The 25,644-nt window shown below is 60.4% G+C and carries 23 protein-coding genes, 2 tRNA genes and 3 rRNA genes; 15 read left to right on the top strand and 13 right to left on the bottom strand.

Features of this window, described 5'->3' with window-relative positions; genetic code table 11:
• Nucleotide 1 precedes the first annotated feature (1 nt).
• Nucleotides 2-460 carry a redox-sensitive transcriptional activator SoxR gene (gene soxR, locus ACXHGZ_RS13250; protein WP_480460227.1) on the bottom strand — a complete coding sequence of 153 codons (459 nt, stop codon included), beginning with the start codon at nt 458-460 and terminating at the stop codon, nt 2-4.
• An 87-nt stretch (nt 461-547) separates the two neighbouring features.
• Between soxR and ACXHGZ_RS13245 the strand changes: the two genes are divergently transcribed.
• On the top strand, nt 548-928 hold the full coding sequence (locus tag ACXHGZ_RS13245; protein WP_480460226.1) for an antibiotic biosynthesis monooxygenase: 381 nt from the start codon (nt 548-550) through the stop codon (nt 926-928).
• Here the strand turns inward: ACXHGZ_RS13245 and ACXHGZ_RS13240 are convergent.
• Complete coding sequence (locus tag ACXHGZ_RS13240) at nt 907-1,677, bottom strand: alpha/beta hydrolase family protein (protein WP_084854736.1); 771 nt, start codon at nt 1,675-1,677, stop codon at nt 907-909. The two genes, ACXHGZ_RS13245 and ACXHGZ_RS13240, sit on opposite strands and share 22 nt — an antisense overlap.
• The gene (locus ACXHGZ_RS13235) at nt 1,661-2,767 is read right to left on the bottom strand and encodes a DUF3182 family protein (RefSeq protein ID WP_480460225.1); all 1,107 of its coding nucleotides are present in this window, start codon (nt 2,765-2,767) and stop codon (nt 1,661-1,663) included. The genes ACXHGZ_RS13240 and ACXHGZ_RS13235 overlap by 17 nt, the downstream gene beginning before the upstream one ends.
• A 197-nt stretch (nt 2,768-2,964) precedes the next feature.
• Here ACXHGZ_RS13235 and ACXHGZ_RS13230 point away from each other — a divergent pair, with 197 nt between their 5' ends.
• Nucleotides 2,965-4,773, top strand: a complete 1,809-nt coding sequence (locus tag ACXHGZ_RS13230) for an aminopeptidase P family protein (RefSeq protein ID WP_480460224.1) — start codon at nt 2,965-2,967, stop codon at nt 4,771-4,773.
• 54 nt (nt 4,774-4,827) lie between these two features.
• On the opposite strand, the gene ACXHGZ_RS13225 is transcribed toward ACXHGZ_RS13230, so the two are convergent.
• Both ACXHGZ_RS13225 and rhtA read right to left on the bottom strand, forming a co-directional pair.
• Nucleotides 4,828-5,109, bottom strand: a complete 282-nt coding sequence (locus tag ACXHGZ_RS13225) for a hypothetical protein (RefSeq protein WP_084854739.1) — start codon at nt 5,107-5,109, stop codon at nt 4,828-4,830.
• A 190-nt stretch (nt 5,110-5,299) separates the two neighbouring features.
• Complete coding sequence (gene rhtA / locus ACXHGZ_RS13220) at nt 5,300-6,187, bottom strand: threonine/homoserine exporter RhtA (RefSeq protein WP_224456266.1); 888 nt, start codon at nt 6,185-6,187, stop codon at nt 5,300-5,302.
• Between the two features lie 577 nt (nt 6,188-6,764).
• Between rhtA and ACXHGZ_RS13215 the strand changes: the two genes are divergently transcribed.
• The 5 genes from ACXHGZ_RS13215 to rrf all read left to right on the top strand — a co-directional run bounded on the left by ACXHGZ_RS13215 (nt 6,765) and on the right by rrf (nt 11,937).
• Nucleotides 6,765-8,301 (top strand): 16S ribosomal RNA (locus ACXHGZ_RS13215).
• A gap of 85 nt (nt 8,302-8,386) precedes the next feature.
• Nucleotides 8,387-8,463 (top strand) — tRNA-Ile (locus tag ACXHGZ_RS13210).
• A 21-nt stretch (nt 8,464-8,484) separates the two neighbouring features.
• Nucleotides 8,485-8,560: transfer RNA gene (locus ACXHGZ_RS13205), tRNA-Ala, on the top strand.
• Between the two features lie 242 nt (nt 8,561-8,802).
• Nucleotides 8,803-11,695 (top strand): 23S ribosomal RNA (locus ACXHGZ_RS13200).
• 126 nt (nt 11,696-11,821) lie between these two features.
• Nucleotides 11,822-11,937: ribosomal RNA gene (rrf, locus tag ACXHGZ_RS13195) — 5S ribosomal RNA — on the top strand.
• Together the 16S, 23S and 5S rRNA genes with 2 tRNA genes alongside form the textbook arrangement of a ribosomal RNA operon.
• Before the next feature lie 105 nt (nt 11,938-12,042).
• On the opposite strand, the gene ACXHGZ_RS13190 is transcribed toward rrf, so the two are convergent.
• A complete protein-coding gene (locus ACXHGZ_RS13190) occupies nt 12,043-12,906 on the bottom strand; it encodes a universal stress protein (protein ID WP_084859211.1) in 864 nt (287 codons plus the stop codon).
• A gap of 155 nt (nt 12,907-13,061) precedes the next feature.
• On the opposite strand from ACXHGZ_RS13190, the gene ACXHGZ_RS13185 reads away from it, so the two are divergent.
• The gene (locus ACXHGZ_RS13185) at nt 13,062-13,679 is read left to right on the top strand and encodes a MiaE family protein (protein WP_480460223.1); all 618 of its coding nucleotides are present in this window, start codon (nt 13,062-13,064) and stop codon (nt 13,677-13,679) included.
• A 22-nt stretch (nt 13,680-13,701) separates the two neighbouring features.
• Here the strand turns inward: ACXHGZ_RS13185 and ACXHGZ_RS13180 are convergent, their stop codons facing one another.
• Complete coding sequence (locus tag ACXHGZ_RS13180; protein WP_084859208.1) at nt 13,702-14,022, bottom strand: ElaB/YgaM/YqjD family protein; 321 nt, start codon at nt 14,020-14,022, stop codon at nt 13,702-13,704.
• Between the two features lie 127 nt (nt 14,023-14,149).
• On the opposite strand from ACXHGZ_RS13180, the gene ACXHGZ_RS13175 reads away from it, so the two are divergent.
• The gene (locus tag ACXHGZ_RS13175; protein ID WP_480460222.1) at nt 14,150-14,413 is read left to right on the top strand and encodes a hypothetical protein; all 264 of its coding nucleotides are present in this window, start codon (nt 14,150-14,152) and stop codon (nt 14,411-14,413) included.
• 4 nt (nt 14,414-14,417) lie between these two features.
• Here the strand turns inward: ACXHGZ_RS13175 and ACXHGZ_RS13170 are convergent, their stop codons facing one another.
• Nucleotides 14,418-14,894 (bottom strand): LEA/WHy family protein, encoded by a 477-nt coding sequence (locus ACXHGZ_RS13170; RefSeq protein ID WP_480460221.1) that lies wholly within the window; start codon nt 14,892-14,894, stop codon nt 14,418-14,420.
• A 214-nt stretch (nt 14,895-15,108) separates the two neighbouring features.
• Here ACXHGZ_RS13170 and ACXHGZ_RS13165 point away from each other — a divergent pair, with 214 nt between their 5' ends.
• From ACXHGZ_RS13165 to ACXHGZ_RS13150, 4 genes are all read left to right on the top strand, one after another.
• Nucleotides 15,109-15,429: a hypothetical protein gene (locus ACXHGZ_RS13165; protein ID WP_480460220.1), complete on the top strand. Its 321-nt coding sequence runs from the start codon at nt 15,109-15,111 to the stop codon at nt 15,427-15,429.
• 24 nt (nt 15,430-15,453) lie between these two features.
• Entirely contained in the window at nt 15,454-16,602 is a 1,149-nt protein-coding gene (locus tag ACXHGZ_RS13160) for a PQQ-dependent sugar dehydrogenase (RefSeq protein ID WP_480460218.1), read from the top strand.
• 88 nt (nt 16,603-16,690) lie between these two features.
• Complete coding sequence (zapE, locus tag ACXHGZ_RS13155) at nt 16,691-17,797, top strand: cell division protein ZapE (protein ID WP_480460217.1); 1,107 nt, start codon at nt 16,691-16,693, stop codon at nt 17,795-17,797.
• Between the two features lie 11 nt (nt 17,798-17,808).
• Entirely contained in the window at nt 17,809-18,393 is a 585-nt protein-coding gene (locus ACXHGZ_RS13150) for a DinB family protein (RefSeq protein WP_084859198.1), read from the top strand.
• Nucleotides 18,394-18,473: 80 nt separating this feature from the next.
• On the opposite strand, the gene ACXHGZ_RS13145 is transcribed toward ACXHGZ_RS13150, so the two are convergent.
• The 4 genes from ACXHGZ_RS13145 to trhP all read right to left on the bottom strand — a co-directional run bounded on the left by ACXHGZ_RS13145 (nt 18,474) and on the right by trhP (nt 21,913).
• Nucleotides 18,474-19,472 (bottom strand): alpha/beta fold hydrolase, encoded by a 999-nt coding sequence (locus ACXHGZ_RS13145; protein ID WP_480460216.1) that lies wholly within the window; start codon nt 19,470-19,472, stop codon nt 18,474-18,476.
• A 75-nt stretch (nt 19,473-19,547) separates the two neighbouring features.
• Nucleotides 19,548-19,985 (bottom strand): YqaA family protein, encoded by a 438-nt coding sequence (locus ACXHGZ_RS13140; RefSeq protein ID WP_480460215.1) that lies wholly within the window; start codon nt 19,983-19,985, stop codon nt 19,548-19,550.
• Nucleotides 19,985-20,413 carry a DUF411 domain-containing protein gene (locus ACXHGZ_RS13135; protein WP_480460214.1) on the bottom strand — a complete coding sequence of 143 codons (429 nt, stop codon included), beginning with the start codon at nt 20,411-20,413 and terminating at the stop codon, nt 19,985-19,987. The genes ACXHGZ_RS13140 and ACXHGZ_RS13135 overlap by 1 nt, the downstream gene beginning before the upstream one ends.
• A 165-nt stretch (nt 20,414-20,578) precedes the next feature.
• A complete protein-coding gene (gene trhP / locus ACXHGZ_RS13130) occupies nt 20,579-21,913 on the bottom strand; it encodes a prephenate-dependent tRNA uridine(34) hydroxylase TrhP (protein WP_480460212.1) in 1,335 nt (444 codons plus the stop codon).
• A 123-nt stretch (nt 21,914-22,036) separates the two neighbouring features.
• On the opposite strand from trhP, the gene ACXHGZ_RS13125 reads away from it, so the two are divergent.
• The gene (locus ACXHGZ_RS13125; protein ID WP_480460211.1) at nt 22,037-23,101 is read left to right on the top strand and encodes an AI-2E family transporter; all 1,065 of its coding nucleotides are present in this window, start codon (nt 22,037-22,039) and stop codon (nt 23,099-23,101) included.
• Nucleotides 23,102-23,104: 3 nt separating this feature from the next.
• Here ACXHGZ_RS13125 and ACXHGZ_RS13120 read toward each other — a convergent pair whose 3' ends face one another.
• On the bottom strand, nt 23,105-25,162 hold the full coding sequence (locus ACXHGZ_RS13120) for a TonB-dependent receptor family protein (protein ID WP_480460209.1): 2,058 nt from the start codon (nt 25,160-25,162) through the stop codon (nt 23,105-23,107).
• A gap of 229 nt (nt 25,163-25,391) precedes the next feature.
• On the opposite strand from ACXHGZ_RS13120, the gene ACXHGZ_RS13115 reads away from it, so the two are divergent.
• A complete protein-coding gene (locus ACXHGZ_RS13115; RefSeq protein ID WP_224456252.1) occupies nt 25,392-25,640 on the top strand; it encodes a helix-turn-helix domain-containing protein in 249 nt (82 codons plus the stop codon).
• Nucleotides 25,641-25,644 lie beyond the last annotated feature (4 nt).

Genomic DNA, 25,644 nt, shown 5'->3' with positions numbered 1-25,644 from the left:
TCTAATGGGCGGGTGGATGCGGCCCGGGGCCCTGCTCGGCCAGGCGGTCGTGATGGTTGCGCAAGGGGCACTCCTTCAACGACAGGCAGCCGCAGCCGATGCAGCCGTCCAGCTGATCGCGCAGCAAGATCAGTTCGTCGATCCGCCGGCTGAGGTCGTCACGCCAGCGCGCCGATAGCCGGCCCCAGTCTTCGGCGCTGGGCGTGTGGTCCCTGGGCAGGGTATCCAGGGCCTGGGCGATGTCGGCCAGGGCGATGCCCAGGCGCTGGGCCATCTTGATCACCGCCACCCGGCGCAGCGTGGCCCTGGGATAGCGGCGCTGGTTGCCCGCATTGCGGGTACTGTGGATCAACCCCTTGGTCTCGTAGAAATGCAGCGCCGTGACGGCAACGCCGCTGCGTGCGGCCAGTTGGCCGACGCTCAGCAGCTTTTCTTCGCAAGGGGGCGTTTTGCCTGGCATGGGAAGAAATTCCTTGACCTTGACTTAACTCGAGGTTTTACCCTGCGAACCATCGCGCTGCAAGCGTCCGGAGCAAGGAGACAGTCCATGGCGGCCCAGCCCACGACCTTATGGTTCACCCAGATGATCGAATACGAAGTGCCAACGACCCGGCAGCAGGCGCTGGCCGAGGCATTGGTGGTGCGCAGCGAAGCGTTGGCGGCGCGTTGCGAGGGGCTGCTGGCGGTCAGTATCCAGGCCAGCGACGATGGCAGTCGGGTATTGCAGTACCTGCAATGGCAATCACGCCAGGCATGGGCCGCGGCGGCAGATTGCTTCGTGGAGGAGCCATTCCTCGACTTGCTGTGCCAGCACCAGGCGCGGGGCATCAATTTCGCTGCCTACCAGACCCTGCGCAGCCTTGTGCGGGGCGCCGGTGGCGAGTTGCAGTGCCAGGTGGGCGAGCCTCAGGCGTACCAGGGAGCGTAATGCGGATAGCGGTCCAGGCGTGCGCCTATGACCATCTCCTCGATCCAGGATGCGAGCATGGCGCTGTAGGCCTTCTGGCATTCCTCGCTGGAAAGGGCATGGTCGGCGCCGTCGACGATACGGTGAGTCAGCGAGTGGGCCGCGACGAACGCCGAGCGATAGCTCATCAGCGTATTGTGCGGCACATAGTCGTCGTTTTCGGACTCGACCAGCAGCACGTCACCGCCGAACTCGGCACAGGCGGCCAGGGCCCGATTGTCGGCAGGGCCCAGGATGCGCTGACGATAGCTGTTCAGGCGTTGCCGATCCAGGGCCTGCTTGGGCGTTTCCCAGTCATCGTCCCAATACAACGCCGGCACCCGCAGGGCCAGCCATTTGACAGGCCTCTGGGTCGTCAGCAGGGTCGCCAGGTAGCCGCCATAGCTGCTGCCGATCACGGCAATGGCGCCCGGGTCCACGGCTGGGTGGTTGGCTAGCTGGTCGTAGGCGGCCAGCACGTCGCCCAGGTTCTGCCGGCGGGTGACGGTCAGGCGCTGGCTTTCGGTCTTTTCGTGGCCGCGCAGGTCGAAGGTCATGCATACGCAGCCAAGCCCAGTGATGTTGCGTGCCCGGGCCAGGTCGCGTTGCTGGCTGCCGCCCCAGCCGTGGACGAAGAGAATGCCCGGCATCTTGCTGCCTGGGCTGACCACGGTGCCGGCGATGCGGTCGTCCTCGACCTGAAGCTCGACTGATTCACTCTGGATGGTCATGGTGGCGTATCCGTGCATACTTGCTGAGTTGTCCGAGTTCACTGTCGTTTCCCTGGTAGAAAAGTGTGGCGTCGGCAGGCAGTTCGGGAAGGCCGAAGACTTCATGGCTCGAGGCATGCACCCGTTGCAGGGCCGGGTCGTCGGCGAAGGCCTGCAGGGCCAGGATCTCGGCGCTGCTGGCCCCGCCCAGGCGCCAGGACTGTTCCAGCACCCCGCTGCGCAGGCGCTGCCGGTGGTCTCGGCCGCGGGCGATGTCATAGTTGCGGCGGGAAGCGATGAAGCCAGGAAAGTGCCGTTGCGCGGCGCGTTCATAAGTCATGGCCTGGTTGATGGCCAGGCGCAGGTGTTCTTCAAGCGGTAGCTGCAGCAGGGACGTATAGCCGCCTCGCACCACGACCAGGTCAGAACCGCCATAGACCTCGGTGCCCTGATGATCGCGGGTCAGGCGCTGGGTGCCATAGTAGCTGCACACCTGGTCGCCGACGCAGGCCTGGCCCACGCTATAGGTCTCGACGTCGTCCAGGTTCTCTTCCAGCACGAGCCCGACAAGCCCCAGTGTTGCGTCGTCCATCTGCGCCAGCAATGGCTCCAGGTCCTCGGCGTGCTCGACCACCTCCTGCCCACGCCCGGCGCAGGCCAGCACTGGCTTGACCCGGATCGGGCCTTCGCGCAGAAGCGTGGCCGCTGCTCGCCGGGCATCGGTCTTGCTGAACACCGTGTAGCCGCGCAACAGGGCGTCGCGGGCGTCGCGGGCGAACGCATCGGTCCAACCTGATGGGAAGCTCGCCCCGGTTGGCAGAGGGTGGGAAATAGCCTTGGTGGCCATGAAGGGGTGCGTGACCAGGCCGCCGAACAGGTCGTGCTCGTCCACGATTCCCAGGGGGCGGTAGCGCTGCGGGTCGACCAGGGTTTCGGTCGGCAGGTAGTAGTAGCGATCGTCGCTGCCTGGGGGCTGGTCAGGCGCGGCCTTGCCAATGCCGAGCAGGCGCGCCAGGTAGTCGACGAGCTTGAGGTGGACGGCGTGCTCGTGGTCGGGCGTGTGCTCGCGGGTATCGAGCAGTACGACGGCGGTCTTCGGATCACGGGGCATGGGCGATGGGTGTCCGCTAGGTATGTATGGTGTCTGAAGCCGCGTGACCGGCCAAAGTTCAGCGCAGTCGATCGGTGGCGGGTGGCTCGAATCGTTGGCTGGGAAACATTGCGTACCTCGTTGCGATTGCGGCGCTTGGCCGGCTGTTCCATTATCAGCGCCCTGGAATAGTCGAAGGTGTATCCGCAGGAGTGCGTATGAACAGTCAGTCCCCGATTCAGCAAAGCGTGCAGGCCCGCCTGGCACGTGTGCGCGAGGTGATGGCCAACGACGGGCTGGATGCCCTCCTGGTGCCCTCGGCCGATCCTCACTTGTCCGAATACCTGCCGGGGCACTGGCAGGGGCGCCAATGGTTGTCCGGGTTCCATGGGTCGGTGGGCACCCTGGTGGTGACGGCGGACTTTGCCGGGCTCTGGGCCGACAGCCGCTATTGGGAACAAGCGCAGCACGAGCTCGCCGGCAGTGGCATCGAACTGATGAAGCTGCTGCCTGGGCAGTCCGGGGCGCTGGAGTGGCTGGGCGAACACATTAGGTCCCAGGGCACGGTTGCCGTCGATGGTGCGGTCATGGCCCTGGCGTCCGCTCGGCTGTTGGAGGAGCGCCTCAACGCGAAGGAGGCGCGGCTGCGCACCGATCTGGACGTGCTGGGCCAGGTGTGGGATGACCGGCCGGCACTGCCGGGCAATGCGGTCTACCAGCACTTGCCACCCCATGCCAGCGTCAACCGTGCGCAGAAGCTCGTCGAGTTGCGTCGCACGCTGGTTGAGCGAGGCGCTGATTGGCATTTCCTCGCCACTCTCGATGACATCGCTTGGCTGTTCAACTTGCGGGGCAGTGATGTCTCCTACAACCCGGTGTTCGTTTCCTTCGCACTGATCGGGCAGGAACAAGCGACCCTGTTCGTCGGGCTGGACAAGGTCGATAAGCATCTTCGGCAGGTGTTGGCGGCAGATGGCATCGAGGTTCGCGATTATGCTGATGTGGGCCAGGCCCTGGGCAGGATCGCGCCGGGCAGCCGTCTGCTGGTGGATCCGGCGCGCGTCACTTGTGGCTTGCTGGGGCACTTGGATGGGGGCGTGCAATTGGTCGAGGGCGCCAACCCCACCACCTTGAGCAAAGCGCGCAAGGGCGAGGGTGACTTGGTGCATATCCGCCGGGTCATGGAGCACGATGGCGCCGCGTTATGTGAATTCTTCGCCTGGTTCGAGGCGAACCTGGGCAAGGAAACCATCACCGAGCTGACCATCGACGAGCGGTTGACCGCAGCCCGGGCGCGTCGGCCGGATTTCGTGTCGCTGAGCTTTTCCACCATTGCGGCGTTCAATGCCAATGGCGCCATGCCGCATTATCGGGCCACCGAACAATCCCATGCGGTGATCGAGGGCGATGGCTTGCTATTGATCGACTCGGGTGGCCAATACCTGGGGGGCACCACTGATATCACGCGGATGGTACCGATCGGCACGCCGAGCCTCGAGCAGCGCCGGGACTGCACGCGGGTGCTCAAGGGCATGATCGCGTTATCGCGGGCCAAGTTCCCACGAGGCATTCTTTCGCCCCTGCTCGACGCCATCGCCCGCGCGCCGATCTGGGCGGATCAGGTCGACTATGGCCATGGCACCGGTCATGGCGTGGGGTACTTCATGAATGTACACGAAGGGCCTCAGGTCATTGCCTATCAGGTTGCAACATTGCCGCAGACGGCGATGCAGGTGGGCATGATCAGTTCGATCGAGCCGGGCACCTACAGGCCGGGAGCCTGGGGCGTGCGTATCGAGAACCTGGTGGTCAACCGGGAAGTTGGCAAGAACGCCTTTGGCGATTTCCTGGCGTTCGAGACCCTGACCCTTTGTCCGATCGATACGCGCTGCCTGTTACCCGAGCTGTTGGGGCAGGAGGAGATCCAGTGGCTCAACGCCTACCACGCGACCGTGCGTGAGCGGTTGACGCCTTTGCTCCAAGGAGAGGCGCTGGCCTGGCTGGAGGCCCGAACGGCGCCGATCTGACCTGGCGGGCGGGCATCAACGAAAAAGGGCAGCCGTTTGGCTGCCCTTTTCAGTTCATTTGCACAGGACGATCATGCTACGGCTGGTGTAACCGGCCGGATTGATACCGAACAGGTAGTCGCCCGGTTCTTCGTCCGTATCCCCGGAGCGGGCGATGACCTTGTAACCGCGGTTGCCGCAGGACGTGGCTGCCTTGCTGTAGCATTTCTCCCAAGAGGAGGAGAGGCCGGAGCAATTGATATGCAGCCCTTTCTTCCCCCGCTTCACCTCGGTCTTGGCGGTGGCGGCGCATCCAGCAATGGCCAAGATGGCCAGGATGAGCAAAATACGTTTCATTCCTGTCCTTAAATGCAGGGCCGACCAGCATGCCTGGCCCCGTCGTTATCGCTCTTTTCTTCCTGGAATTTCCCCAACGTCCCTGTCTTGTACAGTAGATAGCGTAAAGATCAAATTTTTGTGACAGCTTAATCAGCCTAGGCTGGAGGGACAATGGGAAAAGTCCGGGCGAATGAAAATATTTCTCATGTCAATCCGCCGCTACGGCTGTCGGGGTCTCCTTGCGCATCGACAAGGTCGCCCCGACGGAAGCGGTGATAATCGCCAGAATGGCGAGCCATTGGGAAAGGGATAGGACTTCCCCCAGGAACAACAACCCTGAAAGCGCAGCGAATACGGGCTCGATGCTCATCAGGGTGCCGAAGGTGCGGGCGGGCATACGGGTCAGGGCGACCATCTCCAGGCTGTAGGGGAGGGCGGTGGAGAGCACTGCGACGCCTAGGGCCACCGGAATCAGGGCCGGTGCGAGCAATGCACTGCCAGCATGCGCGATGCCGATAGGCGCGACGAACAGCGCCGCCACCAGCACGCCCAGGGCGGCCGTCTGGATGCCGTGTTCTGCACCGGCGCGTTGGCCATAGAGGATATACAGTGCCCAGCACACCCCCGCTCCTAGCGCGTAGGCTGCGCCAACCAGGTCGACGGCCTGGCCGGATTGGCCGACAGGAATCAACAGCAGCAACCCGATGATCGCCAAGCCGATCCATAGGAAGTCCACCACCCGTCGCGAGGCCAGGATCGCGACGGCCAGTGGCCCGGTGAATTCCAGTGCCACGGCGATACCCAGCGGGACGGTACGCACGGACATATAGAACAGCAGGTTCATACCGCCCAATGCCAGGCCATAGATGACGACGCTGCGCAGCGTGGCGGCATTCATCCGTGCACGCCATGGGCGCAGCAATAGCAACATGATGATGCTGGCGAATACCAGGCGAAGGGCTGTGGTGCCTTGGGCTCCGACAGCAGGAAACATGCTTTTGGCCAGGGAGGCTCCTGACTGGATCGAGGCCATGGCGATCAGCAGCAGGCCGATGGGAAACAGCGTGGCGGCCAGACTGCGAGGCTGGTTGTTCATTGCAGGAGGGTAATCCTTATAAATGGAAGTGATACGGCTGAGCACTATAGTGCGCAATGGGCCCTGTCGTCGGCAAGAGCGGTTTGATAACGTTTTTTGAAAATAACGGTTGACGTGCCATTTCAGGGGCCTATAATGCGCCCCACTTCCGACGCAGTCGAAACGCAAAAATCCTTGAGATTCAATGAGTTGAACGCTTCAGGTAGTATCGGAAGGCTTCGGTCTCACAGATCGGCAGCGGTGAAAAAGGCAGTTGACAGCAGGTTTTAACGCTGTATGATTCGCCTCCCGCTACGAGAGATCGCAGCGTTGTTAAGCGGTTGAAGTTGAACGAAAAACTTCAAAATAAACGCTTGACAGACTCTGAGGTAAGCGTAGAATGCGCGGCCTCGGTTGAGCAAAGCGCTTAACCAAATCGCTCTTTAACAATCGAATCAAGCAATTCGTGTGGGTGCTTGTGAGTACGGACTGATAGTCGCCAAGATTATCAGCATCACAAGTGGCCATGCGAGAAATCACATAGTCATTTGAGATTGCTGAGCCAAGTTTAGGGTTTCTTAAAAACCCAAGCAGTATTGAACTGAAGAGTTTGATCATGGCTCAGATTGAACGCTGGCGGCAGGCCTAACACATGCAAGTCGAGCGGATGACGGGAGCTTGCTCCTTGATTCAGCGGCGGACGGGTGAGTAATGCCTAGGAATCTGCCTGGTAGTGGGGGACAACGTTCCGAAAGGGGCGCTAATACCGCATACGTCCTACGGGAGAAAGTGGGGGATCTTCGGACCTCACGCTATCAGATGAGCCTAGGTCGGATTAGCTAGTTGGTGAGGTAATGGCTCACCAAGGCGACGATCCGTAACTGGTCTGAGAGGATGATCAGTCACACTGGAACTGAGACACGGTCCAGACTCCTACGGGAGGCAGCAGTGGGGAATATTGGACAATGGGCGAAAGCCTGATCCAGCCATGCCGCGTGTGTGAAGAAGGTCTTCGGATTGTAAAGCACTTTAAGTTGGGAGGAAGGGCAGTAAGTTAATACCTTGCTGTTTTGACGTTACCGACAGAATAAGCACCGGCTAACTCTGTGCCAGCAGCCGCGGTAATACAGAGGGTGCAAGCGTTAATCGGAATTACTGGGCGTAAAGCGCGCGTAGGTGGTTCGTTAAGTTGGATGTGAAAGCCCCGGGCTCAACCTGGGAACTGCATCCAAAACTGGCGAGCTAGAGTATGGTAGAGGGTGGTGGAATTTCCTGTGTAGCGGTGAAATGCGTAGATATAGGAAGGAACACCAGTGGCGAAGGCGACCACCTGGACTGATACTGACACTGAGGTGCGAAAGCGTGGGGAGCAAACAGGATTAGATACCCTGGTAGTCCACGCCGTAAACGATGTCAACTAGCCGTTGGAATCCTTGAGATTTTAGTGGCGCAGCTAACGCATTAAGTTGACCGCCTGGGGAGTACGGCCGCAAGGTTAAAACTCAAATGAATTGACGGGGGCCCGCACAAGCGGTGGAGCATGTGGTTTAATTCGAAGCAACGCGAAGAACCTTACCAGGCCTTGACATGCAGAGAACTTTCCAGAGATGGATTGGTGCCTTCGGGAACTCTGACACAGGTGCTGCATGGCTGTCGTCAGCTCGTGTCGTGAGATGTTGGGTTAAGTCCCGTAACGAGCGCAACCCTTGTCCTTAGTTACCAGCACGTTATGGTGGGCACTCTAAGGAGACTGCCGGTGACAAACCGGAGGAAGGTGGGGATGACGTCAAGTCATCATGGCCCTTACGGCCTGGGCTACACACGTGCTACAATGGTCGGTACAGAGGGTTGCCAAGCCGCGAGGTGGAGCTAATCTCACAAAACCGATCGTAGTCCGGATCGCAGTCTGCAACTCGACTGCGTGAAGTCGGAATCGCTAGTAATCGCGAATCAGAATGTCGCGGTGAATACGTTCCCGGGCCTTGTACACACCGCCCGTCACACCATGGGAGTGGGTTGCACCAGAAGTAGCTAGTCTAACCTTCGGGAGGACGGTTACCACGGTGTGATTCATGACTGGGGTGAAGTCGTAACAAGGTAGCCGTAGGGGAACCTGCGGCTGGATCACCTCCTTAATCGAAGACATCAGCCTGCTGATGAGCTCCCACACGAATTGCTTGATTCCTTGAAGAAGACGATGCTGTAACGCGACCCTGTTATAGGTCTGTAGCTCAGTTGGTTAGAGCGCACCCCTGATAAGGGTGAGGTCGGCAGTTCAAATCTGCCCAGACCTACCATTCGCTGGGTGCAGAGACGACGGGGCCATAGCTCAGCTGGGAGAGCGCCTGCCTTGCACGCAGGAGGTCAGCGGTTCGATCCCGCTTGGCTCCACCATTTGCTTTGCTACGCAGTTACCTGCAGAACTTAGAAATGAGCATTCCGCTGTGAATGTTGATTTCTGACTTTTGTCAGATCGTTCTTTAAAAATTCGGATATGTGATAGATAGACTGATGACCACTTTCACTGGTGGGCCATCAGGCTAAGGTAAAATTTGTGAGTTCTGCGCGAACGCGCGACATGCGAATTTTCGGCGAATGTCGTCTTCACAGTATAACCAGATTGCTTGGGGTTATATGGTCAAGTGAAGAAGCGCATACGGTGGATGCCTTGGCAGTCAGAGGCGATGAAAGACGTGGTAGCCTGCGATAAGCTTTGGGGAGTCGGCAAACAGACTGTGATCCAGAGATCTCTGAATGGGGGAACCCACCTAGGATAACCTAGGTATCTTGCACTGAATACATAGGTGCAAGAGGCGAACCAGGGGAACTGAAACATCTAAGTACCCTGAGGAAAAGAAATCAACCGAGATTCCCTTAGTAGTGGCGAGCGAACGGGGACCAGCCCTTAAGCTGGTTTGAGATTAGTGGAACGCTCTGGAAAGTGCGGCCATAGTGGGTGATAGCCCCGTACACGAAAATCTCTTGCCAGTGAAATCGAGTAGGACGGAGCACGAGAAACTTTGTCTGAACATGGGGGGACCATCCTCCAAGGCTAAATACTACTGACTGACCGATAGTGAACCAGTACCGTGAGGGAAAGGCGAAAAGAACCCCGGAGAGGGGAGTGAAATAGAACCTGAAACCGTATGCGTACAAGCAGTGGGAGCCTACTTTGTTAGGTGACTGCGTACCTTTTGTATAATGGGTCAGCGACTTATATTCAGTGGCGAGCTTAACCGAATAGGGGAGGCGTAGCGAAAGCGAGTCTTAATAGGGCGTTTAGTCGCTGGGTATAGACCCGAAACCGGGCGATCTATCCATGGGCAGGTTGAAGGTTAGGTAACACTGACTGGAGGACCGAACCGACTACCGTTGAAAAGTTAGCGGATGACCTGTGGATCGGAGTGAAAGGCTAATCAAGCTCGGAGATAGCTGGTTCTCCTCGAAAGCTATTTAGGTAGCGCCTCATGTATCACTCCAGGGGGTAGAGCACTGTTTCGGCTAGGGGGTCATCCCGACTTACCAAACCGATGCAAACTCCGAATACCTGGAAGTGCCGAGCATGGGAGACACACGGCGGGTGCTAACGTCCGTCGTGAAAAGGGAAACAACCCAGACCGTCAGCTAAGGTCCCAAAGTCATGGTTAAGTGGGAAACGATGTGGGAAGGCTTAGACAGCTAGGAGGTTGGCTTAGAAGCAGCCATCCTTTAAAGAAAGCGTAATAGCTCACTAGTCGAGTCGGCCTGCGCGGAAGATGTAACGGGGCTCAAACCATGCACCGAAGCTACGGGTATCACCTTAGGGTGATGCGGTAGAGGAGCGTTCTGTAAGCCTGTGAAGGTGAGTTGAGAAGCTTGCTGGAGGTATCAGAAGTGCGAATGCTGACATGAGTAACGACAATGCGAGTGAAAAACTCGCACGCCGAAAGACCAAGGTTTCCTGCGCAACGTTAATCGACGCAGGGTTAGTCGGTCCCTAAGGCGAGGCTGAAAAGCGTAGTCGATGGAAAACAGGTTAATATTCCTGTACTTCCAGTTATTGCGATGGAGGGACGGAGAAGGCTAGGCCAGCTTGGCGTTGGTTGTCCAAGTTTAAGGTGGTAGGCTGAAATCTTAGGCAAATCCGGGATTTCCAGGCCGAGAGCTGATGACGAGTTGCCATTAGGCGACGAAGTGGTTGATGCCATGCTTCCAAGAAAAGCTCCTAAGCTTCAGATAACTGGGAACCGTACCCCAAACCGACACAGGTGGTCGGGTAGAGAATACCAAGGCGCTTGAGAGAACTCGGGTGAAGGAACTAGGCAAAATGGCACCGTAACTTCGGGAGAAGGTGCGCCGGCGAGGGTGAAGGACTTGCTCCGTAAGCCCATGCCGGTCGAAGATACCAGGCCGCTGCGACTGTTTATTAAAAACACAGCACTCTGCAAACACGAAAGTGGACGTATAGGGTGTGACGCCTGCCCGGTGCCGGAAGGTTAATTGATGGGGTTAGCGCAAGCGAAGCTCTTGATCGAAGCCCCGGTAAACGGCGGCCGTAACTATAACGGTCCTAAGGTAGCGAAATTCCTTGTCGGGTAAGTTCCGACCTGCACGAATGGCGTAACGATGGCGGCGCTGTCTCCACCCGAGACTCAGTGAAATTGAAATCGCTGTGAAGATGCAGTGTATCCGCGGCTAGACGGAAAGACCCCGTGAACCTTTACTATAGCTTTGCACTGGACTTTGAGCTTGCTTGTGTAGGATAGGTGGGAGGCTTTGAAGTGGGGACGCCAGTTCTCATGGAGCCATCCTTGAAATACCACCCTGGCAACCTTGAGGTTCTAACTCAGGTCCGTGATCCGGATCGAGGACAGTGTATGGTGGGTAGTTTGACTGGGGCGGTCTCCTCCCAAAGAGTAACGGAGGAGTACGAAGGTGCGCTCAGACCGGTCGGAAATCGGTCGCAGAGTATAAAGGCAAAAGCGCGCTTGACTGCGAGACCCACACGTCGAGCAGGTACGAAAGTAGGTCTTAGTGATCCGGTGGTTCTGTATGGAAGGGCCATCGCTCAACGGATAAAAGGTACTCCGGGGATAACAGGCTGATACCGCCCAAGAGTTCATATCGACGGCGGTGTTTGGCACCTCGATGTCGGCTCATCACATCCTGGGGCTGAAGCCGGTCCCAAGGGTATGGCTGTTCGCCATTTAAAGTGGTACGCGAGCTGGGTTTAGAACGTCGTGAGACAGTTCGGTCCCTATCTGCCGTGGACGTTTGAGATTTGAGAGGGGCTGCTCCTAGTACGAGAGGACCGGAGTGGACGAACCTCTGGTGTTCCGGTTGTCACGCCAGTGGCATTGCCGGGTAGCTATGTTCGGAAGAGATAACCGCTGAAAGCATCTAAGCGGGAAACTTGCCTCAAGATGAGATCTCACTGGGATCTTGAATCCCCTGAAGGGCCGTCGAAGACTACGACGTTGATAGGTCGGGTGTGTAAGCGCTGTGAGGCGTTGAGCTAACCGATACTAATTGCCCGTGAGGCTTGACCATATAACACCCAAGCAATTTGCTGTGCGAATTGCGGTGGTGAAGACGAACGAACCGAAAGTTTGCATCACAAATTCACATATCCGAATTGGCTGGCATGTCCATCTGGACGTTCTGGCAACAGAATTTCTTGACGACCATAGAGCATTGGAACCACCTGATCCCATCCCGAACTCAGCAGTGAAACGATGCATCGCCGATGGTAGTGTGGGGCTTCCCCATGTGAGAGTAGGTCATCGTCAAGATTCATTTCGCAAAACCCCTATCTGCGCGAGCAGGTAGGGGTTTTGTCTTTTCGCTTCCCGAACTGTGGGAGCGTCAGGATGACAGACCGGGCACAACGAATGATTTCAACTGCGCGCCAATTCCGCCAGGTGCGCTACAGCCTCTTCACTCTTGAGTACCAGTACATCCCCTTCGAGCGAATCGAGCACCACCTCGGAAGTATTGCCGATCAAGGCGCCTGAAATGCCTGTGCGGGCTACGGTACCTATTACCGTGACCACGGCATCGAGCTGCTTCTCCGTATAAGGAATCAATACATCCGCTGGCCCTTCGGCGATATGCAGATGGTCGTCGGGAACATCGAATTCCGCCTGAAAAGCCTTGCACGCTTCCCGGTAGCGTTGCTCGATGGTTTCCGAAAGCTGGTAGATCGGGTCGGATGCGGCGAGCATGGGAGAAGGGTGGGCGCTGATGACGTGCAATTGCCCCTTGGCCAACCCTGCTATGGCGTAGCCGTGGTCAATGATGCTGGCGTGCAGGCGGCGATGGTCTTCATCATTGTTGCCTACATCTACTGCCGCCAAGATCGCGCCGCCTGTCCATGGGCGCTCGCTCTTGACCATCAGTACCGCACACGGGCATTGACGCAGCAGCTTCCAGTCGCTGGGCGTGAGCAGTGCCTTGCGCAAGGGGTTGTCCGGGCGATGTTCTTTGATGACCAGCTCGCAGCCCTCGGCTTGCTGCACGTCGATGATGGACTCATGCAAGCTGTCATGCCAGGCCTGCTCATGGGTGACGTTATCGTACCCATCATCGTGCAGTTGGCTGCTGAGCAGGCTGAGCAAGGCGCTGTGGTTCTGTCGCTTGTCGCACATCAGCAGGTGCAGGCGTGCACCGGTGACGCCGGAAATGAGTTTGGCCCGGGCGAGGGCGCGACTATGGGCATGCTCGGGATCAAGGACGACGAGAATACTGCGGACGGCTTGCATGGGCGTGAGCTCCCTTGGTAAGTGACGGCCAGTGCCTGACTATAGTCGGCGTTGCGCGCAGTGCCGCTTGATGTGTATCAAGCATAGTCGCTGGCGATTACCGTCACCCCCGGTATAATCGCCGATCCTGCCGTTGGCCTGTAGTTTATGAGCTTATGTCCCTGATTCCCGAAATCGACGCCTTCCTCGGCTGCCCGACTCCTGACGCCTGGATCGAAGCGGCGCTCGCCGACCAGGAAACCCTGTTGATCGATCACAAGAACTGTGAATTCAAGGCTGCCAGCACGGCTTTGAGTCTGATTGCCAAGTACAACACGCACATTGACCTGATCAACATGATGTCGCGTCTGGCCCGCGAAGAGCTGGTCCATCACGAGCAGGTGCTGCGCTTGATGAAGCGCCGTGGTGTGCCGCTGCGGCCGGTTTCGGCAGGGCGCTACGCCTCTGGGTTGCGGCGCCTGGTACGGGCACACGAGCCGGTCAAGCTGGTCGATACCCTGGTGGTTGGCGCCTTCATCGAGGCCCGTAGCTGCGAACGTTTCGCGGCCCTGGTACCGCACCTGGACGAAGAACTGGGGACGTTCTATCACGGCCTGCTCAAAAGCGAGGCGCGTCATTACCAAGGCTACCTGAAGTTGGCTCACCAATATGGTGACGAAGCGGACATCGCACGTGTGGTGGAGCAGGTGCGCGAGGCAGAAACGCAGTTGATCCTCTCTGCCGACCAAGAACTGCGTTTCCACAGTGGCGTGCCTATGGCGCGAGCGGCCTGAACGCAATAGCGTCGCATGGCGATCAGCGACGCTGCCCCAACAATAGCCCAATGACCAGCCCTAGGCCTGCGGAAATCGCCACCGTCTGCCAGGGATGGCCGCCTATATAATCTTCAGCGGCTGCTACTGCAGGTTGCGCCTTGCTCCGCAGCCTGTTCACGGCCCGGTTCGCCTGGCGCAGCTTCAGGTTGACCTGGGCACGCAGCGTGTCGGCTTCATCGCCTACCAGGGCTGCGCTGTCATTCAGCAACCGCTCCGACTCTTCGATCAAGGCCTGCAACTCACTGAACACCTGGTCCTTGATTTGTTCATTGTCTGTTTGCGGGGCGCTTTTCCTGGCCATGAACACGTCCTCATTCGCTGATTGTCAGGGCAATGGATACCTGTGCCCCTGGAAAGTTGCGTCGGCGTACCGGTTGCTCGCCAGTACAGTGTAAGATAACGACCATTTTCAAGCGGCAGGTAATACCATGAGTTTCAATCTGGCCAACAGAAGCTTCGAGGAACGGGCACAGATCGAGGCGGAAAAGGCTCGGCTATTCGAGTATTGGCAGAACAACCTCGGCAAGGCCAAGGGCGAGGCCGCTCGGCTCATCGGCGAGAAACCTCGGCGCAAGAGCAAATGGGCCGAGTGGGTCCGCGCCGAGCTCGATGGCATGTCGCCTCCCGAATTCGTCAGCCTGGTGCGCAGCGAAGTCAACAGGATGATGGCTGCCGCCAGCAGTAACCGCTGATCGATCAGCGAACCAGGCTGCCCTCGGGCAGGTCGAGTGTGCCTTCGTCGGTGAAGCGCACAGTGCCCAGCGGGCCGCCAGCCATCTTGCCGCGCAGTACGTAGGGCAGGCCCTGCAGTGAATCCAGCCGGCTCAGGCCATAAGCTTGGCGCAACACGGCAAAGGCAGTGATGCTCACCGGCACCACCACCACCGCCTCGCCATAACGCCCAATGTGCCCTTTCTGGTCACTGACGCCGGCTGCCAGGGGCTGGTCGTTGACCTCAAGATTCAATGCAATGCCATTGAAGTCGACCGGCTTCTCGTTCGGGTTCTGCACGCGGATCTTTACCGCCATGCGCATTTCCAGCTCCTGGGACGGGAGTGGCTCGATGCCGACCACGCTGATGTTCAACGGGTCCCTGGGCTGGAACAGCGCGCAGGCGTTGAGCGTACAGGCAAGCAGGATAGTCAGCCAGAAACGGCTTGGTCGCAAGCTCATGGCATGTGCCTTGTATCCAGGTCGAAACTGCAGTGTGGCAAAACCAAGCGAACGTTGAAAGCACGAGGCATGATTCGGCGCTGCGCAGCGGGCTCCACGCGCCATACTGAAATATCAGGAATCATCTCTACCGTTATTCGCTCTTTCGCCGCGAACCTGTCACGTCTTAGGCTATCCAATGTTTGGGCGCGCCTTTTCGCAAAGGAGGTGAAGCATGCATTCGACACTGCCGGTCCTGGCCATCGGGCTGATGCTGAGCCTGCCGCTGCCAGCTGCGCCCTTGCCGCAACCGCTGTTCATCGCCAGCGACAGAAACAACCCCTACAACAGCCCGATCCAACGCGCCAACCCCAACAGCCGCCAGGGCAGCATGCCTGCGGCGCCGCCGATCCGAGGGCCGTCGACGCAACCCAACCCGCGGCCGCCAACCCTGGATAACCGCGGCATCGGCAATGGCGAAAACCTGCGCCGCGAGCAGCGCGTGCCCAACCTGGAACCCGCCCGGCCACCACGGGATAGCCAACGCCTGCCCTGAGCCGCCACCTGGAAGGACCCGAGCATGAAGTCACGCACCTGGTTTACCGCCTTGGCCATTTCAGCCCTGATGCCGCTGTTGGCACAGGCCGCCTCCGAACGCCAATTGCCCAGCGAGGAAGGCCAGCTGACCGTCAGTACTGTAGCCGATGGTCTACATCATCCCTGGGCCTTGGCCTTCCTACCCGAAGGCAAGGGCATGCTGGTCACTGAGCGGCCCGGCAACCTGCGCGTGGTCAGCCCGGACGGCAAGGTCGGTCCGGCCTTGAGCGGCGTACCCAAGGTCTGGGCCGAAGGGCAGGGTGGCCTGCTAGATGTCGCACTGTCACCGGAGTTCGCCAAGGATCGCACGGTCTACCTGTCGTTTGCCGAGCAGGGCGCCGATGGCAAGGGCGGTACTGCGGTCGGTCGCGGCCAACTGTCCCAGGACCTGGCCCGCCTTGAGAACTTCACTGTGATCTTCCGCCAGCAGCCCAAGCTGTCCGATGGCATCCACTTCGGTTCGCGGCTGGTATTCGATCATGACGGCTACTTGTTCGTCGCCTTGGGGGAGAACAACCAGCGCGCCACCGCCCAGGACTTGGACAAACTGCAGGGCAAGATCGTACGGATTCTGCCGGATGGCGAAGTGCCCAAGGACAACCCCTTCGTTGGCCAGGCCAATGTGCGGCCAGAAATCTGGTCCTACGGCCATCGCAACCAGCAGGGCGCCGCTCTCAACCCCTGGACCGGCCAGCTATGGACCCATGAACACGGCCCCCGAGGGGGCGACGAAATCAACATCCCGCAACCGGGCAAGAACTATGGGTGGCCGATCGCCACCCACGGAATCAACTATTCGTTGCTGCCAATTCCTGAGGCCAAGGGCACGCATGCGGAGGGCACCCAGCCCCCGCACCATGTATGGGAAAAATCGCCGGGCATCAGCGGCATGGCCTTCTATGACAGCCCGACCTTCAAGGCTTGGGACCATAACCTGTTCATCGGCGCGCTGGTATCCCGCGAACTGATCCGCTTGCAGCTCGACGGCGACAAGGTGGTTCACCAGGAGCGCCTGCTCGGGGAGTTGGAGGCACGCATCCGTGACGTGCGTGTAGGGCCGGATGGCTACCTGTATCTATTGACCGACGCCGAAGATGGCGCGTTGCTCAAGGTCGGCTTGAGCGAGCACTGACAAGCCACCGGCCCTGGATGCTGTAAATCGGCTGCCCATAGGGCTGCTGCGCCGGGTACCATGGCGCTTTTGCCCAGGGGCATCCAGCATGTCACTCGACCCGCAAACCCTCTACCGTCAGGCACTGGACGCGGATGGATTCGTCCCCGATGCCGCCCAGGCCCTGGCAGTTGGCGAGCTCCAGGCCTGCTTCGAGGCACTGCGCCAGGGCCGGCCCACACAGGGGGTCTATCTCTGGGGCCCGGTCGGGCGTGGCAAGACCTGGCTGATGGACCAGTTCCATCGAGCCCTGCAAATACCGGCGCGGCGCCAGCATTTCCACCATTTCATGGCCTGGGTGCATCAACGGCTGTTCCAGCTCAACGGCACTGCCGACCCGTTGCAGGCGTTGGCCCGGGCATTGGCGCAAGAGATCCGCGTGTTGTGCTTCGATGAGCTGTTCGTCAGCGATATTGGCGACGCGATCATCTTGGGCCGTCTGTTCCAGACCCTGTTCGACCAGGGCGTGGTGGTCGTGGCGACGTCCAACCAGCCTCCCGAGCAGCTCTACCGCGACGGCTTCAACCGCGAGCGCTTCCTGCCGGCCATCGCTGCCATCGAGCGGCATATGCGCGTCCTGCCCGTGGCCGGTGAACAGGACCATCGCCTGCACCCCGGTGCGTCGCACCCGCGCTACTGGGTGGCCGAACCGGGGCGACCCAGTGCTCTGCCTGCAATGTTTCACCAACTGAGCCAAGGCGATGCCGGCACCGAGGCGCCCCTGTCGATCGGCGTTCGCCAAGTCAACGTGGTACGACGCAGCGACGCCGTTGTGTGGTGTCGCTTCAGCGACCTGTGCGAGCAACCCCTGGCAGCCATGGAGTTCATGGCCCTGTGCGACCTGTTTTCGGCGATCCTGGTCGAAGGTATCCCGGCGCTCGGGGGGCAACAGCAGGCCGGGCGCATCGCCCGTGGCACCGAAGATGGCGCCGAACGAGTGGTTGCCGGGGACCGCGAACTGCCGACCCTGGCACCCAAGGACGACAGTGTGCGGCGCTTCATCGCCCTGGTCGACGAATGCTACGACCGTCGGGTCGCCCTGTACCTGGAAGCCGAAGTACCGCTCGAAGCACTCTACACTCAAGGGTATCTGGCGTTCCCGTTCCAGCGAACCCTGAGCCGGCTACGGGAGATGCAACTGCAACGCTTCGTCTGAAGGAGCCGACCATGGAGCCGCTGTCGCATCATCTGCTGACCCAGGCCTACAACAATGGCTGGGCCAACCATCGCCTGTACAAGGCGTGCCTGCAACTGACCCACGACGAGTTCGTCGCCCCCCGTTGCAGCTTCTTCCCTTCGATCAAGGCCACGCTCAACCATCTGTTGACGGTGGACTGGTTCTACCTGCACGCGCTGGAATGCGAGCAGCGCGGCGAAGCGCCAGGCCCGGACGGTGAGCGCTTTTTCGAGCCAGAGCAACCCTTTGCCACCTGCACCGACCTGCTCGCCGAGCAGGCCCAGGCCGATCATCGACTCATCGCCTATTGCCGGTCGCTGCAGGACGACCAGTTGCAGCGTTACGTGAGCATCGTGCGCCCGGATCGCTTGCAGCGCGAGTCCCGTCTGCGCCTGCTGGCGCACCTGTTCGAACACCAGATCCATCATCGGGGCCAGGTGCATGCGATGCTCAGCGATACCTCCGTGCATCCGCCGCAACTGGATGAGTTCTTCTGCGAAGAAGAGGCTAGCTTGCGGGCCGATGACTTTGCCGAGCTTGGTTGGAGCGAGGCGTTGATCTGGGGTGGGAGCTGAAGGCGCAGGGTACGTACCCTTGGCGACCAATCGCGGGGCAAGCCCCACACAGGTATAGCGGCGTCTGCCGGCGACCGGGCCTAGCGCTCCAGCCAATCGACCAACGCCTTGTGGAAGCGCGCCGGTTCCTCTATCTGTGGCGCATGCCCCAGGCCTTCGAATGTCGCCAGTTCCCCTTGAGGTATCAACTCGGCCACCTTCGGCCCCAGCGCCTTGTACTTGCCCAGCCGGGCCTTTACCTCGGGCGAGGCGATATCGCTGCCGATGGCCGTGGTGTCCTGGTCGCCGATCAGTAGCAGGGTCGGCATCTGCAGGTCCTTGAATTCGTAGTAAACCGGCTGGGTGAAGATCATGTCGTAGATCAGTGCCGAGTTCCACGCCACTGCCTCATGCCCCGGCCCTTGGTTCAGGCCGACCAGCATCTGTACCCAGCGTTCGTATTCCGGCTTCCAGCGCCCGGCGTAATAGGTGTTGCGCTCATAGTTGCGCACCCCGTCGGCATCGAGCTTGAGTTCGCGCTGGTACCACTGGTCCACGCTGCGATAGGGCACGCCCAGGGCCTTCCAGTCCTCCAGGCCGATCGGGTTGACCATGGCCAGGCGCTGGACCTGCGTGGGGTACATCAAGGCATAACGGGTGGCGAGCATGCCGCCGGTGGAGTGACCCAGGATGATCGCCTGCTTGATCCCCAGGTGCTCGAGCAAGGCATGGGTGTTTTGCGCCAGTTGCTGGAAGCTGTATTGATAGTGCGCCGGCTTGCTGGAGGTGCAAAAGCCGATCTGGTCCGGAGCGATGACGCGGTAGCCAGCCTGGCTCAACGCGTCCAGGGTGGTCTCCCAGGTAGCGGCACAGAAGTTCTTGCCGTGCATCAACACCACGCTGCGGCCATTGGCCTTGCCTTTTGCAGGCACGTCCATGTAGCCCATTTGCATCGCTTGGCCTTGGGACTGGAAGTCGTAGTGCTTGAGGGGATGCGGGTAGTCGAAACCTTCGAGTTGCTTGCCGTAGGTCGGCGCCGGGGCGGCGAGGACGGGGCTGCCGAGGAGGCAGGCCAGAGCCAGGGAGGTTGCGCGCAGCATGGGGGCACTCCGTGTAGGGCCATGTAGGAATAGGCGACTTTAGCAGTCAGTTGACGGCCCGATCGGCAAAAGATGTCACCGGCCGTGTAGCCAACCCAGGGTGAGCATGGCCAACATCAGGTAGCGTCCACCCTTGGCCAGGGTGACCAGCAGCACGAAACGCCAGAAGGGTTCGCGCATGATGCCGGCAATCAGGGTGAGGGGGTCGCCGATCACAGGCATCCAGCTCAACAGCAACGACCATTGCCCCCAGCGCCGGTAGCGTTGCTGCGCACGTTCGAGTTGAGAGGCGTTGAACGGGAACCAGCGTCGCTCGCGCAGGTGCTCGATCGCACGGCCCAGGAGCCAATTGACGATCGAACCCAACACGTTGCCCAGGGTGGCCACCAGCAGTAAGGTCGCCCAGGCGGCCGGCTCCCGCAACAACAGCCCCACCAGTACAGCTTCCGATTGCAACGGCAGCAGCGTGGCGGCGCCGAAGGCGCTGAGAAACAGCGCCCCGAGGCTGAGCATCAATAGTCGGCCAGTACTTCGTCCTTGCCCTCGCGGGTCAGGCCGATGACCTGGTAGTGGTCCTTGTGGTCGCCCATTTCCATACCGGGCGAGCCCATGGGCATGCCCGGGACCGCGATGCCCTTGAGGTCTTTGCGCTTGGCCAGCAGGCGAACCTGCTCGGCCGGCACATGACCTTCGACGAACTTGCCATCGATCACGCCGGTGTGGCACGAGGCCAGGCGCGGCGCCACGCCCAGGCGCTGCTTGACTTCGCTCATGTTCGGCTCGACATGGTCATTGACGGTGAAGCCGTTGTCGCGCAGGTGGCTGATCCACGCCTTGCAGCAGCCGCAATTGGGGTCGCGGTAGACATCGATGGTCTCGGCGGCCTGGGCCAGGCTGGAAATCGCCAGCAGGCCGAGGGGGAGCAGGTGTTTGCGCAGCATGGTGAAACTCCTCTTCAAACGCAGGCGTGCAGGCAGCCTGGCGGGTGTGGCCCGCAGCATAGCGCAAGCCGGCACCAGGTGCAGCGCGAGCGGTGGTCGATTGCGCTGGGTGCCATGCTCGCCTGTACCGGCTGTCATTGAGCTGAAGGCAGGATTACAGCGTTGTCAGGTGGCACTTTGCCCCGGGTCCAGGTCACGCATCAGCAAGCCATGCTCGAGCGGTACCTGCTCCGGGATCGGCAGATAGACCACATGGCCATCACCGGGAGCCACCTGGATCGCCTGTTGCTGGCGATCGCTCAGGCGATCCAGATCGAAGTGGTAGTTGCCGCGAGGTGTCATCAGCTCCAGGTGATCGCCCACGGCAAAACGGTTCTTGACCTTGACCTCGGCCAACCCGGCCACCCGAGCGCCGGTCAGTTCGCCGACGAATTGCTGGCGCTCGGATACGGAATTGCCACGCTGGTAGTTCTGATACTCGTCGTGCACATGGCGTCGCAGGAAGCCTTCGGTGTAGCCGCGTTGGGCCAGGGATTCCAGGTTGTCCATCAGTGCCAGGTCGAACGGGCGCCCGGCCACGGCATCATCGATGGCCTGGCGGTACGATTGCACGGCGCGTGCGCAGTAGAAGTGCGACTTGGTCCGGCCCTCGATCTTCAACGAGTGCACGCCCATGCGGGCCAGCCGTTCCACATGCTGGATGGCGCGCAGGTCCTTGGCATTCATGATGTAGGTGCCATGTTCGTCCTCGAAGGCGGGCAGGTCTTCGCCTGCGCGGTTGCCTTCCTGGAGCAGGAATACCTGGGCGGTGGGTGCCCCCAGGCCCAGGGTCGGTTCGACTTCGTGGACGATCTCGCCTGTGGCGTTCTCGGTGGCCGCTGTTGCCTGGTATTTCCAGCGGCAGGCATTGGTACAGGTGCCCTGGTTGGCATCGCGACGATTGAGGTAGCCCGACAACAGGCAACGCCCGGAATAGGCCATGCACAAGGCGCCGTGAACGAACACTTCCAGCTCCATGTCGGGCACCTCTCGGCGGATCTCCTCGATCTCCTCCAGCGACAGCTCGCGCGACAGAATTACCCGGGCCACGCCTTGGTGCTGCCAGAACTGGACGCTGGCCCAGTTCACGGTGTTGGCCTGCACCGAAAGGTGGATGGGCATGTCCGGGAAATGCCGGCGCACCAGCATGATCAGGCCAGGGTCGGACATTATCAGGGCATCCGGCGCCATTTCGATCACCGGTGCCAGGTCTTTGAGAAAGGTCTTGAGCTTGGCGTTGTGCGGGGCGATGTTGACGACCACGTAGAAACGCTTGCCCAGGGCATGGGCCTCCTGGATGCCCAGCGCCAGATTGGCATGGTCGAATTCGTTGTTGCGCACCCGCAGGCTGTAGCGCGGCTGGCCGGCATAGACCGCATCGGCACCATAGGCGAAGGCGTAGCGCATGGTCTTGAGGGTGCCGGCAGGGGCCAGCAATTCGGGCTTGGCAAGAAGGGTCATGGGCGCACCAGGGGCAAAAGGCGCGGATGCTACGGCCTGTTCGACGCGGCGATATTGACGTAGATCAACGGCACTTTTGGGCGCGGTGTGGGCACTAAATGATTGAGCCCACGAGGAATACCCATGAACGAGACCGCATTGCAGAACAAGGCCTTGGCCGTGCTCCTGGCGCTGGTGAGCATCGCCTTCGTGTGGATCCTGCTGCCGTTCTACGGCGCGGTGTTCTGGGCGGTGATCCTCGCTATCCTGTTTGCCCCGCTGCAACGTGACCTGGTGCTGCGCCTGGGGCGCCGACGCAACCTGGCGGCGGCGGTCACCCTGCTGGTGTGCCTGCTGATCGCCGTGCTGCCGGTGATCATCATCAGCGCCCTGCTGGTGCAAGAGGGCGCGACGATCTACCAGCGCATCGAGAAAGGCGAGCTGGACATCGCTGGCCACATCGAAGGGGTCAAGACGCTATTGCCCTCCTTCGCCCAAAACGGCCTGGAGCGCATGGGCATGGGCGATCTGGAGGGGCTGCGCGAGAAGATCACCAAATGGGCCATGCAAGGCAGCCAGTTCCTGGCCAGCCAGGCGTTCAGCTTTGGCCAGGGAACCTTCGACTTCCTGGTGAGCTTTGGCGTGATGCTCTATCTGTTGTTCTTCTTCCTGCGCGAGGGGGCGGAGCTGGCGCGCAAGGTGCGTATGGCCGTGCCATTGCCCGAACAGCAAAAGCGCCGCTTGCAGCTCAAGTTCAGCCGTGTGGTGCGGGCTACGGTCAAGGGCAACCTGCTCGTGGCGGTGACCCAGGGCGCCTTGGGCGGGCTGATCTTTTGGGTGCTGGGCATTCCCAGCGCGCTGGTGTGGGGCGTGCTGATGGCTTTTCTTTCATTGCTGCCGGCGGTGGGCTCCGCCATGGTCTGGGGGCCGGTGGCCGCTTACTTCCTTGCCACCGGCGCAATCGTGCCGGGTGTGGTGCTGATCGCCTTCGGCGTGCTGGTGATCGGCCTGGTGGACAACGTGCTGCGCCCTATCCTGGTGGGCAAGGATACTCGCATGCCCGATTACCTGATCCTGATTTCAACCATTGGCGGCCTGGCGGTATTTGGCCTGAACGGTTTCGTCATCGGGCCGCTGATCGCCGCGCTGTTCATGTCCAGCTGGGCGATCTTCACCGGCAGTCGGATGCAGGTGCAACTGCCGTCGTAACGGTCAGCGCAAGCTGTAGGACACACCCGCATACACGGCGAACCCTTCGCCGGGTGTGGAACGCGGCTTGTCCTGGCCTTGATCGTCATACCCAGGGGTGACTGTGGCGGCATAGCGTTTGTTGGTCAGGTTGCGCAGGTCCAGCCAGGTCTGCCAATCCTGCGTGGGCGAATTCCAGCCCAGCCGTGCACCGAGCAGGGCGTAGGCGTCGGCATGGTTGCTGTTGGCATAGTCGACCTGAACCTTGGACGCCATCTGGGTGTTGAGCCCGGCATAGAACCCGCTGGGCCAGTCGTAGCGCACCTCGGCCTGGTAGTAGTGCATGGGAATGCCCGGCAGGCGGTTGCCGCCGAACCTATCGTCGTCACGGTAGTGGAAGTCGCTGAACGTGTAGGCCTGGCGCAGAGAGAGCCTGCCGATACCGGCCTGCTCCCACAGGGTGCTGTCCAGGCCGGCCTCGATGCCTTGGTGGACGGTGGGGCTGGCGTTGAATTCCTTGGCTGGAGCACCTTGCACGATTTCCACGGCCAATAGTTCGTGACGTACCCGTGAGTAGTACCAGGCCAGGTCCCAATCGCCCAAGGCCGAATCGCCGCGCGCGCCCAGCTCCAGTGTGGTGGCGGTCTGGTTTTGCATTTCGATCGGCTGGGTGGCAACGGTCGAGCTCCAGATGAGCGACCACGGGTGTGGCGGCTCGACCGATCGGCTCAGGTTGCCATAGACCTGCAATTGCGGGTCGATGTCGTAACGCAGGCCCAGGCGCGGTGCATAGTCCCAGTCGTGTTGGCTGACCTTGTCGCCGTTGGCGGGGTAGGTGACGTCACTTTCGCGGCGGGTGTAGATCATTGCCAGGCCGGTGGTCAGCCAGAGGTCTGGCACCAGTTCCAGATCATTGCCAAGGTGAAATACGGTGTCCGACCCCTGGTAGCTGAAATCACGGCTGCGGGGGCCGAAGGCGTCGCCATCGCGTACGAACTGAGAAGCCCCACTGTTGGGTAGGTGCTTGGTCGTGCGCCAACCGACGGTGGTCTTGCTCTGATGGCCAAGCAGGGTATCGCGGCGTACATAGTTAAGTGTCCCGCTGACATCGGTATAGGCGACTTTCAGACGCATCGGGCCCTCGCGCAGATCCATCGGATAGTCGTGGTAGACCAACCCTGCCTCAAGGTGTGAATCATCGTCCAGGTAGAACGTGGTCTTGTTGGCCAACCAAGTGCTGCCTGGCTGTGGACGGCTGTCGTCACGCGTCAGGTACGCCGGGTTGGCCGCCCGTGGGTCGTGCTTGATCTGCTGCTTGGTCAAGCGCCCGGCCAACTCGTTCTCGGTCTCCCGGTAGCGCAGGTAGAAGCGCGTTTCCAGATTGGCGTTGAAGCGATAGCCGATATTGGCGGCAATGCCCTTGGCACTGCCGCTGCTGTGCGCCTGGTAACCGTCGTATTCGGTATCGGTCAGGGCGAGATAATAGTCCAGGTCACCCAGCACCTGGCCAGAGCTGATGTGCCGATGGGCGTAGCCGCGGCTGCCGACTTCATAACGCAGCTGCAAAGGCGCGGCGTCATGGCCGGTATGGGTCACATAGTTGATCGCGCCGCCCAGGGCCAAGGCGCCCTGGTCGAACCCGTTGGCGCCGCGCAGCACTTCGGCACGGCTCAGCCACAGTGGCTCGAACAGCTCATAGGGCGTGCCCCCGGGGCCGGTCAGCGGCAGGCCGTCGAACATCGTATAGACCCCGGAGCCGTGGGCTCCAGGGGCGCGGTTGATCCCCGAGCCACGGATCGACAGCTTGATGCCATCGTTGCCAGCTGATTGGGCGAAGACCCCTGGTTGATAGGCGAGCACGTCCTGGTTGGTGGCAACGCGCCCTTGATCCACCCGTTGCATGTCGACCAGGTTGGTTGCGCCGGGCGTTTCCCGCAGACGCTGCGCGGCCTGTTCCAGCTCGCCTTGCTGTTCCTGGATCAATACCTCGTCCAGCTCCACGGGAGCCGCCGCCAGATCAGGGCTGCAGGCGCAGATAGCCAGCACGCCGACAGCGCAAGTGACAGGTGAAACGGGACGCATCGTGGAACTCCAGGCAATTTTCAGGCGGAAACCTTCCTCAGACGCGCGAAAAATCCACCAGAGCACGTCGAATAATCCAAAAGCGCACGAGGTAAATGACCGGCGTTTTTGTCAGGCGCGCTTTTACAACTCCAAGTGCTGGAGTGAGCTGCTCTCTCATTCGTAAGGTGCATGCACAGCAACTGCGAAGCCCCTTTCGGGCGAGTTATGAACGTACGGAGAGCGTCCAATGAATCTGCAAAGCCAACTGAAGTCCGACTCTGTCGACGAGCAGTCCATCCACCTCACGCCAAGGGAAAAGGAAGTTCTGCTTTGGTGCGCTTATGGCAAGACCTCTTGGGAAATTGGCCAGATTGTGGGTTGTAAAGAGTCGACCGTTAACTTTCATATCAGCAATATCCTACGCAAGTTTGCTGTAAATACCCGGGTCGCGGCGGTGATCAAGGCCTTGCGGTATGGCCTGCTGAAAGACCAGTGAGAAG

The organism is Pseudomonas shiyinii (assembly GCF_056725765.1).
The sequence above is the reverse complement of the archived record's forward strand: the minus strand, read 5'-3'. Positions and strand labels throughout refer to the sequence as shown.

Bases quoted from the DNA above. Each gene is read 5' to 3' on its own strand.
- soxR (WP_480460227.1), bottom strand. From the start codon at position 460: ATGCCAGGCAAAACGCCCCCTTGCGAAGAAAAGCTGCTGAGCGTCGGC.
- ACXHGZ_RS13245 (WP_480460226.1), top strand. From the start codon at position 548: ATGGCGGCCCAGCCCACGACCTTATGGTTCACCCAGATGATCGAATAC.
- ACXHGZ_RS13240 (WP_084854736.1), bottom strand. From the start codon at position 1,677: ATGACCATCCAGAGTGAATCAGTCGAGCTTCAGGTCGAGGACGACCGC.
- ACXHGZ_RS13235 (WP_480460225.1), bottom strand. From the start codon at position 2,767: ATGCCCCGTGATCCGAAGACCGCCGTCGTACTGCTCGATACCCGCGAG.
- ACXHGZ_RS13230 (WP_480460224.1), top strand. From the start codon at position 2,965: ATGAACAGTCAGTCCCCGATTCAGCAAAGCGTGCAGGCCCGCCTGGCA.
- ACXHGZ_RS13225 (WP_084854739.1), bottom strand. From the start codon at position 5,109: ATGAAACGTATTTTGCTCATCCTGGCCATCTTGGCCATTGCTGGATGC.
- rhtA (WP_224456266.1), bottom strand. From the start codon at position 6,187: ATGAACAACCAGCCTCGCAGTCTGGCCGCCACGCTGTTTCCCATCGGC.
- ACXHGZ_RS13190 (WP_084859211.1), bottom strand. From the start codon at position 12,906: ATGCAAGCCGTCCGCAGTATTCTCGTCGTCCTTGATCCCGAGCATGCC.
- ACXHGZ_RS13185 (WP_480460223.1), top strand. From the start codon at position 13,062: ATGTCCCTGATTCCCGAAATCGACGCCTTCCTCGGCTGCCCGACTCCT.
- ACXHGZ_RS13180 (WP_084859208.1), bottom strand. From the start codon at position 14,022: ATGGCCAGGAAAAGCGCCCCGCAAACAGACAATGAACAAATCAAGGAC.
- ACXHGZ_RS13175 (WP_480460222.1), top strand. From the start codon at position 14,150: ATGAGTTTCAATCTGGCCAACAGAAGCTTCGAGGAACGGGCACAGATC.
- ACXHGZ_RS13170 (WP_480460221.1), bottom strand. From the start codon at position 14,894: ATGAGCTTGCGACCAAGCCGTTTCTGGCTGACTATCCTGCTTGCCTGT.
- ACXHGZ_RS13165 (WP_480460220.1), top strand. From the start codon at position 15,109: ATGCATTCGACACTGCCGGTCCTGGCCATCGGGCTGATGCTGAGCCTG.
- ACXHGZ_RS13160 (WP_480460218.1), top strand. From the start codon at position 15,454: ATGAAGTCACGCACCTGGTTTACCGCCTTGGCCATTTCAGCCCTGATG.
- zapE (WP_480460217.1), top strand. From the start codon at position 16,691: ATGTCACTCGACCCGCAAACCCTCTACCGTCAGGCACTGGACGCGGAT.
- ACXHGZ_RS13150 (WP_084859198.1), top strand. From the start codon at position 17,809: ATGGAGCCGCTGTCGCATCATCTGCTGACCCAGGCCTACAACAATGGC.
- ACXHGZ_RS13145 (WP_480460216.1), bottom strand. From the start codon at position 19,472: ATGCTGCGCGCAACCTCCCTGGCTCTGGCCTGCCTCCTCGGCAGCCCC.
- ACXHGZ_RS13140 (WP_480460215.1), bottom strand. From the start codon at position 19,985: ATGCTCAGCCTCGGGGCGCTGTTTCTCAGCGCCTTCGGCGCCGCCACG.
- ACXHGZ_RS13135 (WP_480460214.1), bottom strand. From the start codon at position 20,413: ATGCTGCGCAAACACCTGCTCCCCCTCGGCCTGCTGGCGATTTCCAGC.
- trhP (WP_480460212.1), bottom strand. From the start codon at position 21,913: ATGACCCTTCTTGCCAAGCCCGAATTGCTGGCCCCTGCCGGCACCCTC.
- ACXHGZ_RS13125 (WP_480460211.1), top strand. From the start codon at position 22,037: ATGAACGAGACCGCATTGCAGAACAAGGCCTTGGCCGTGCTCCTGGCG.
- ACXHGZ_RS13120 (WP_480460209.1), bottom strand. From the start codon at position 25,162: ATGCGTCCCGTTTCACCTGTCACTTGCGCTGTCGGCGTGCTGGCTATC.
- ACXHGZ_RS13115 (WP_224456252.1), top strand. From the start codon at position 25,392: ATGAATCTGCAAAGCCAACTGAAGTCCGACTCTGTCGACGAGCAGTCC.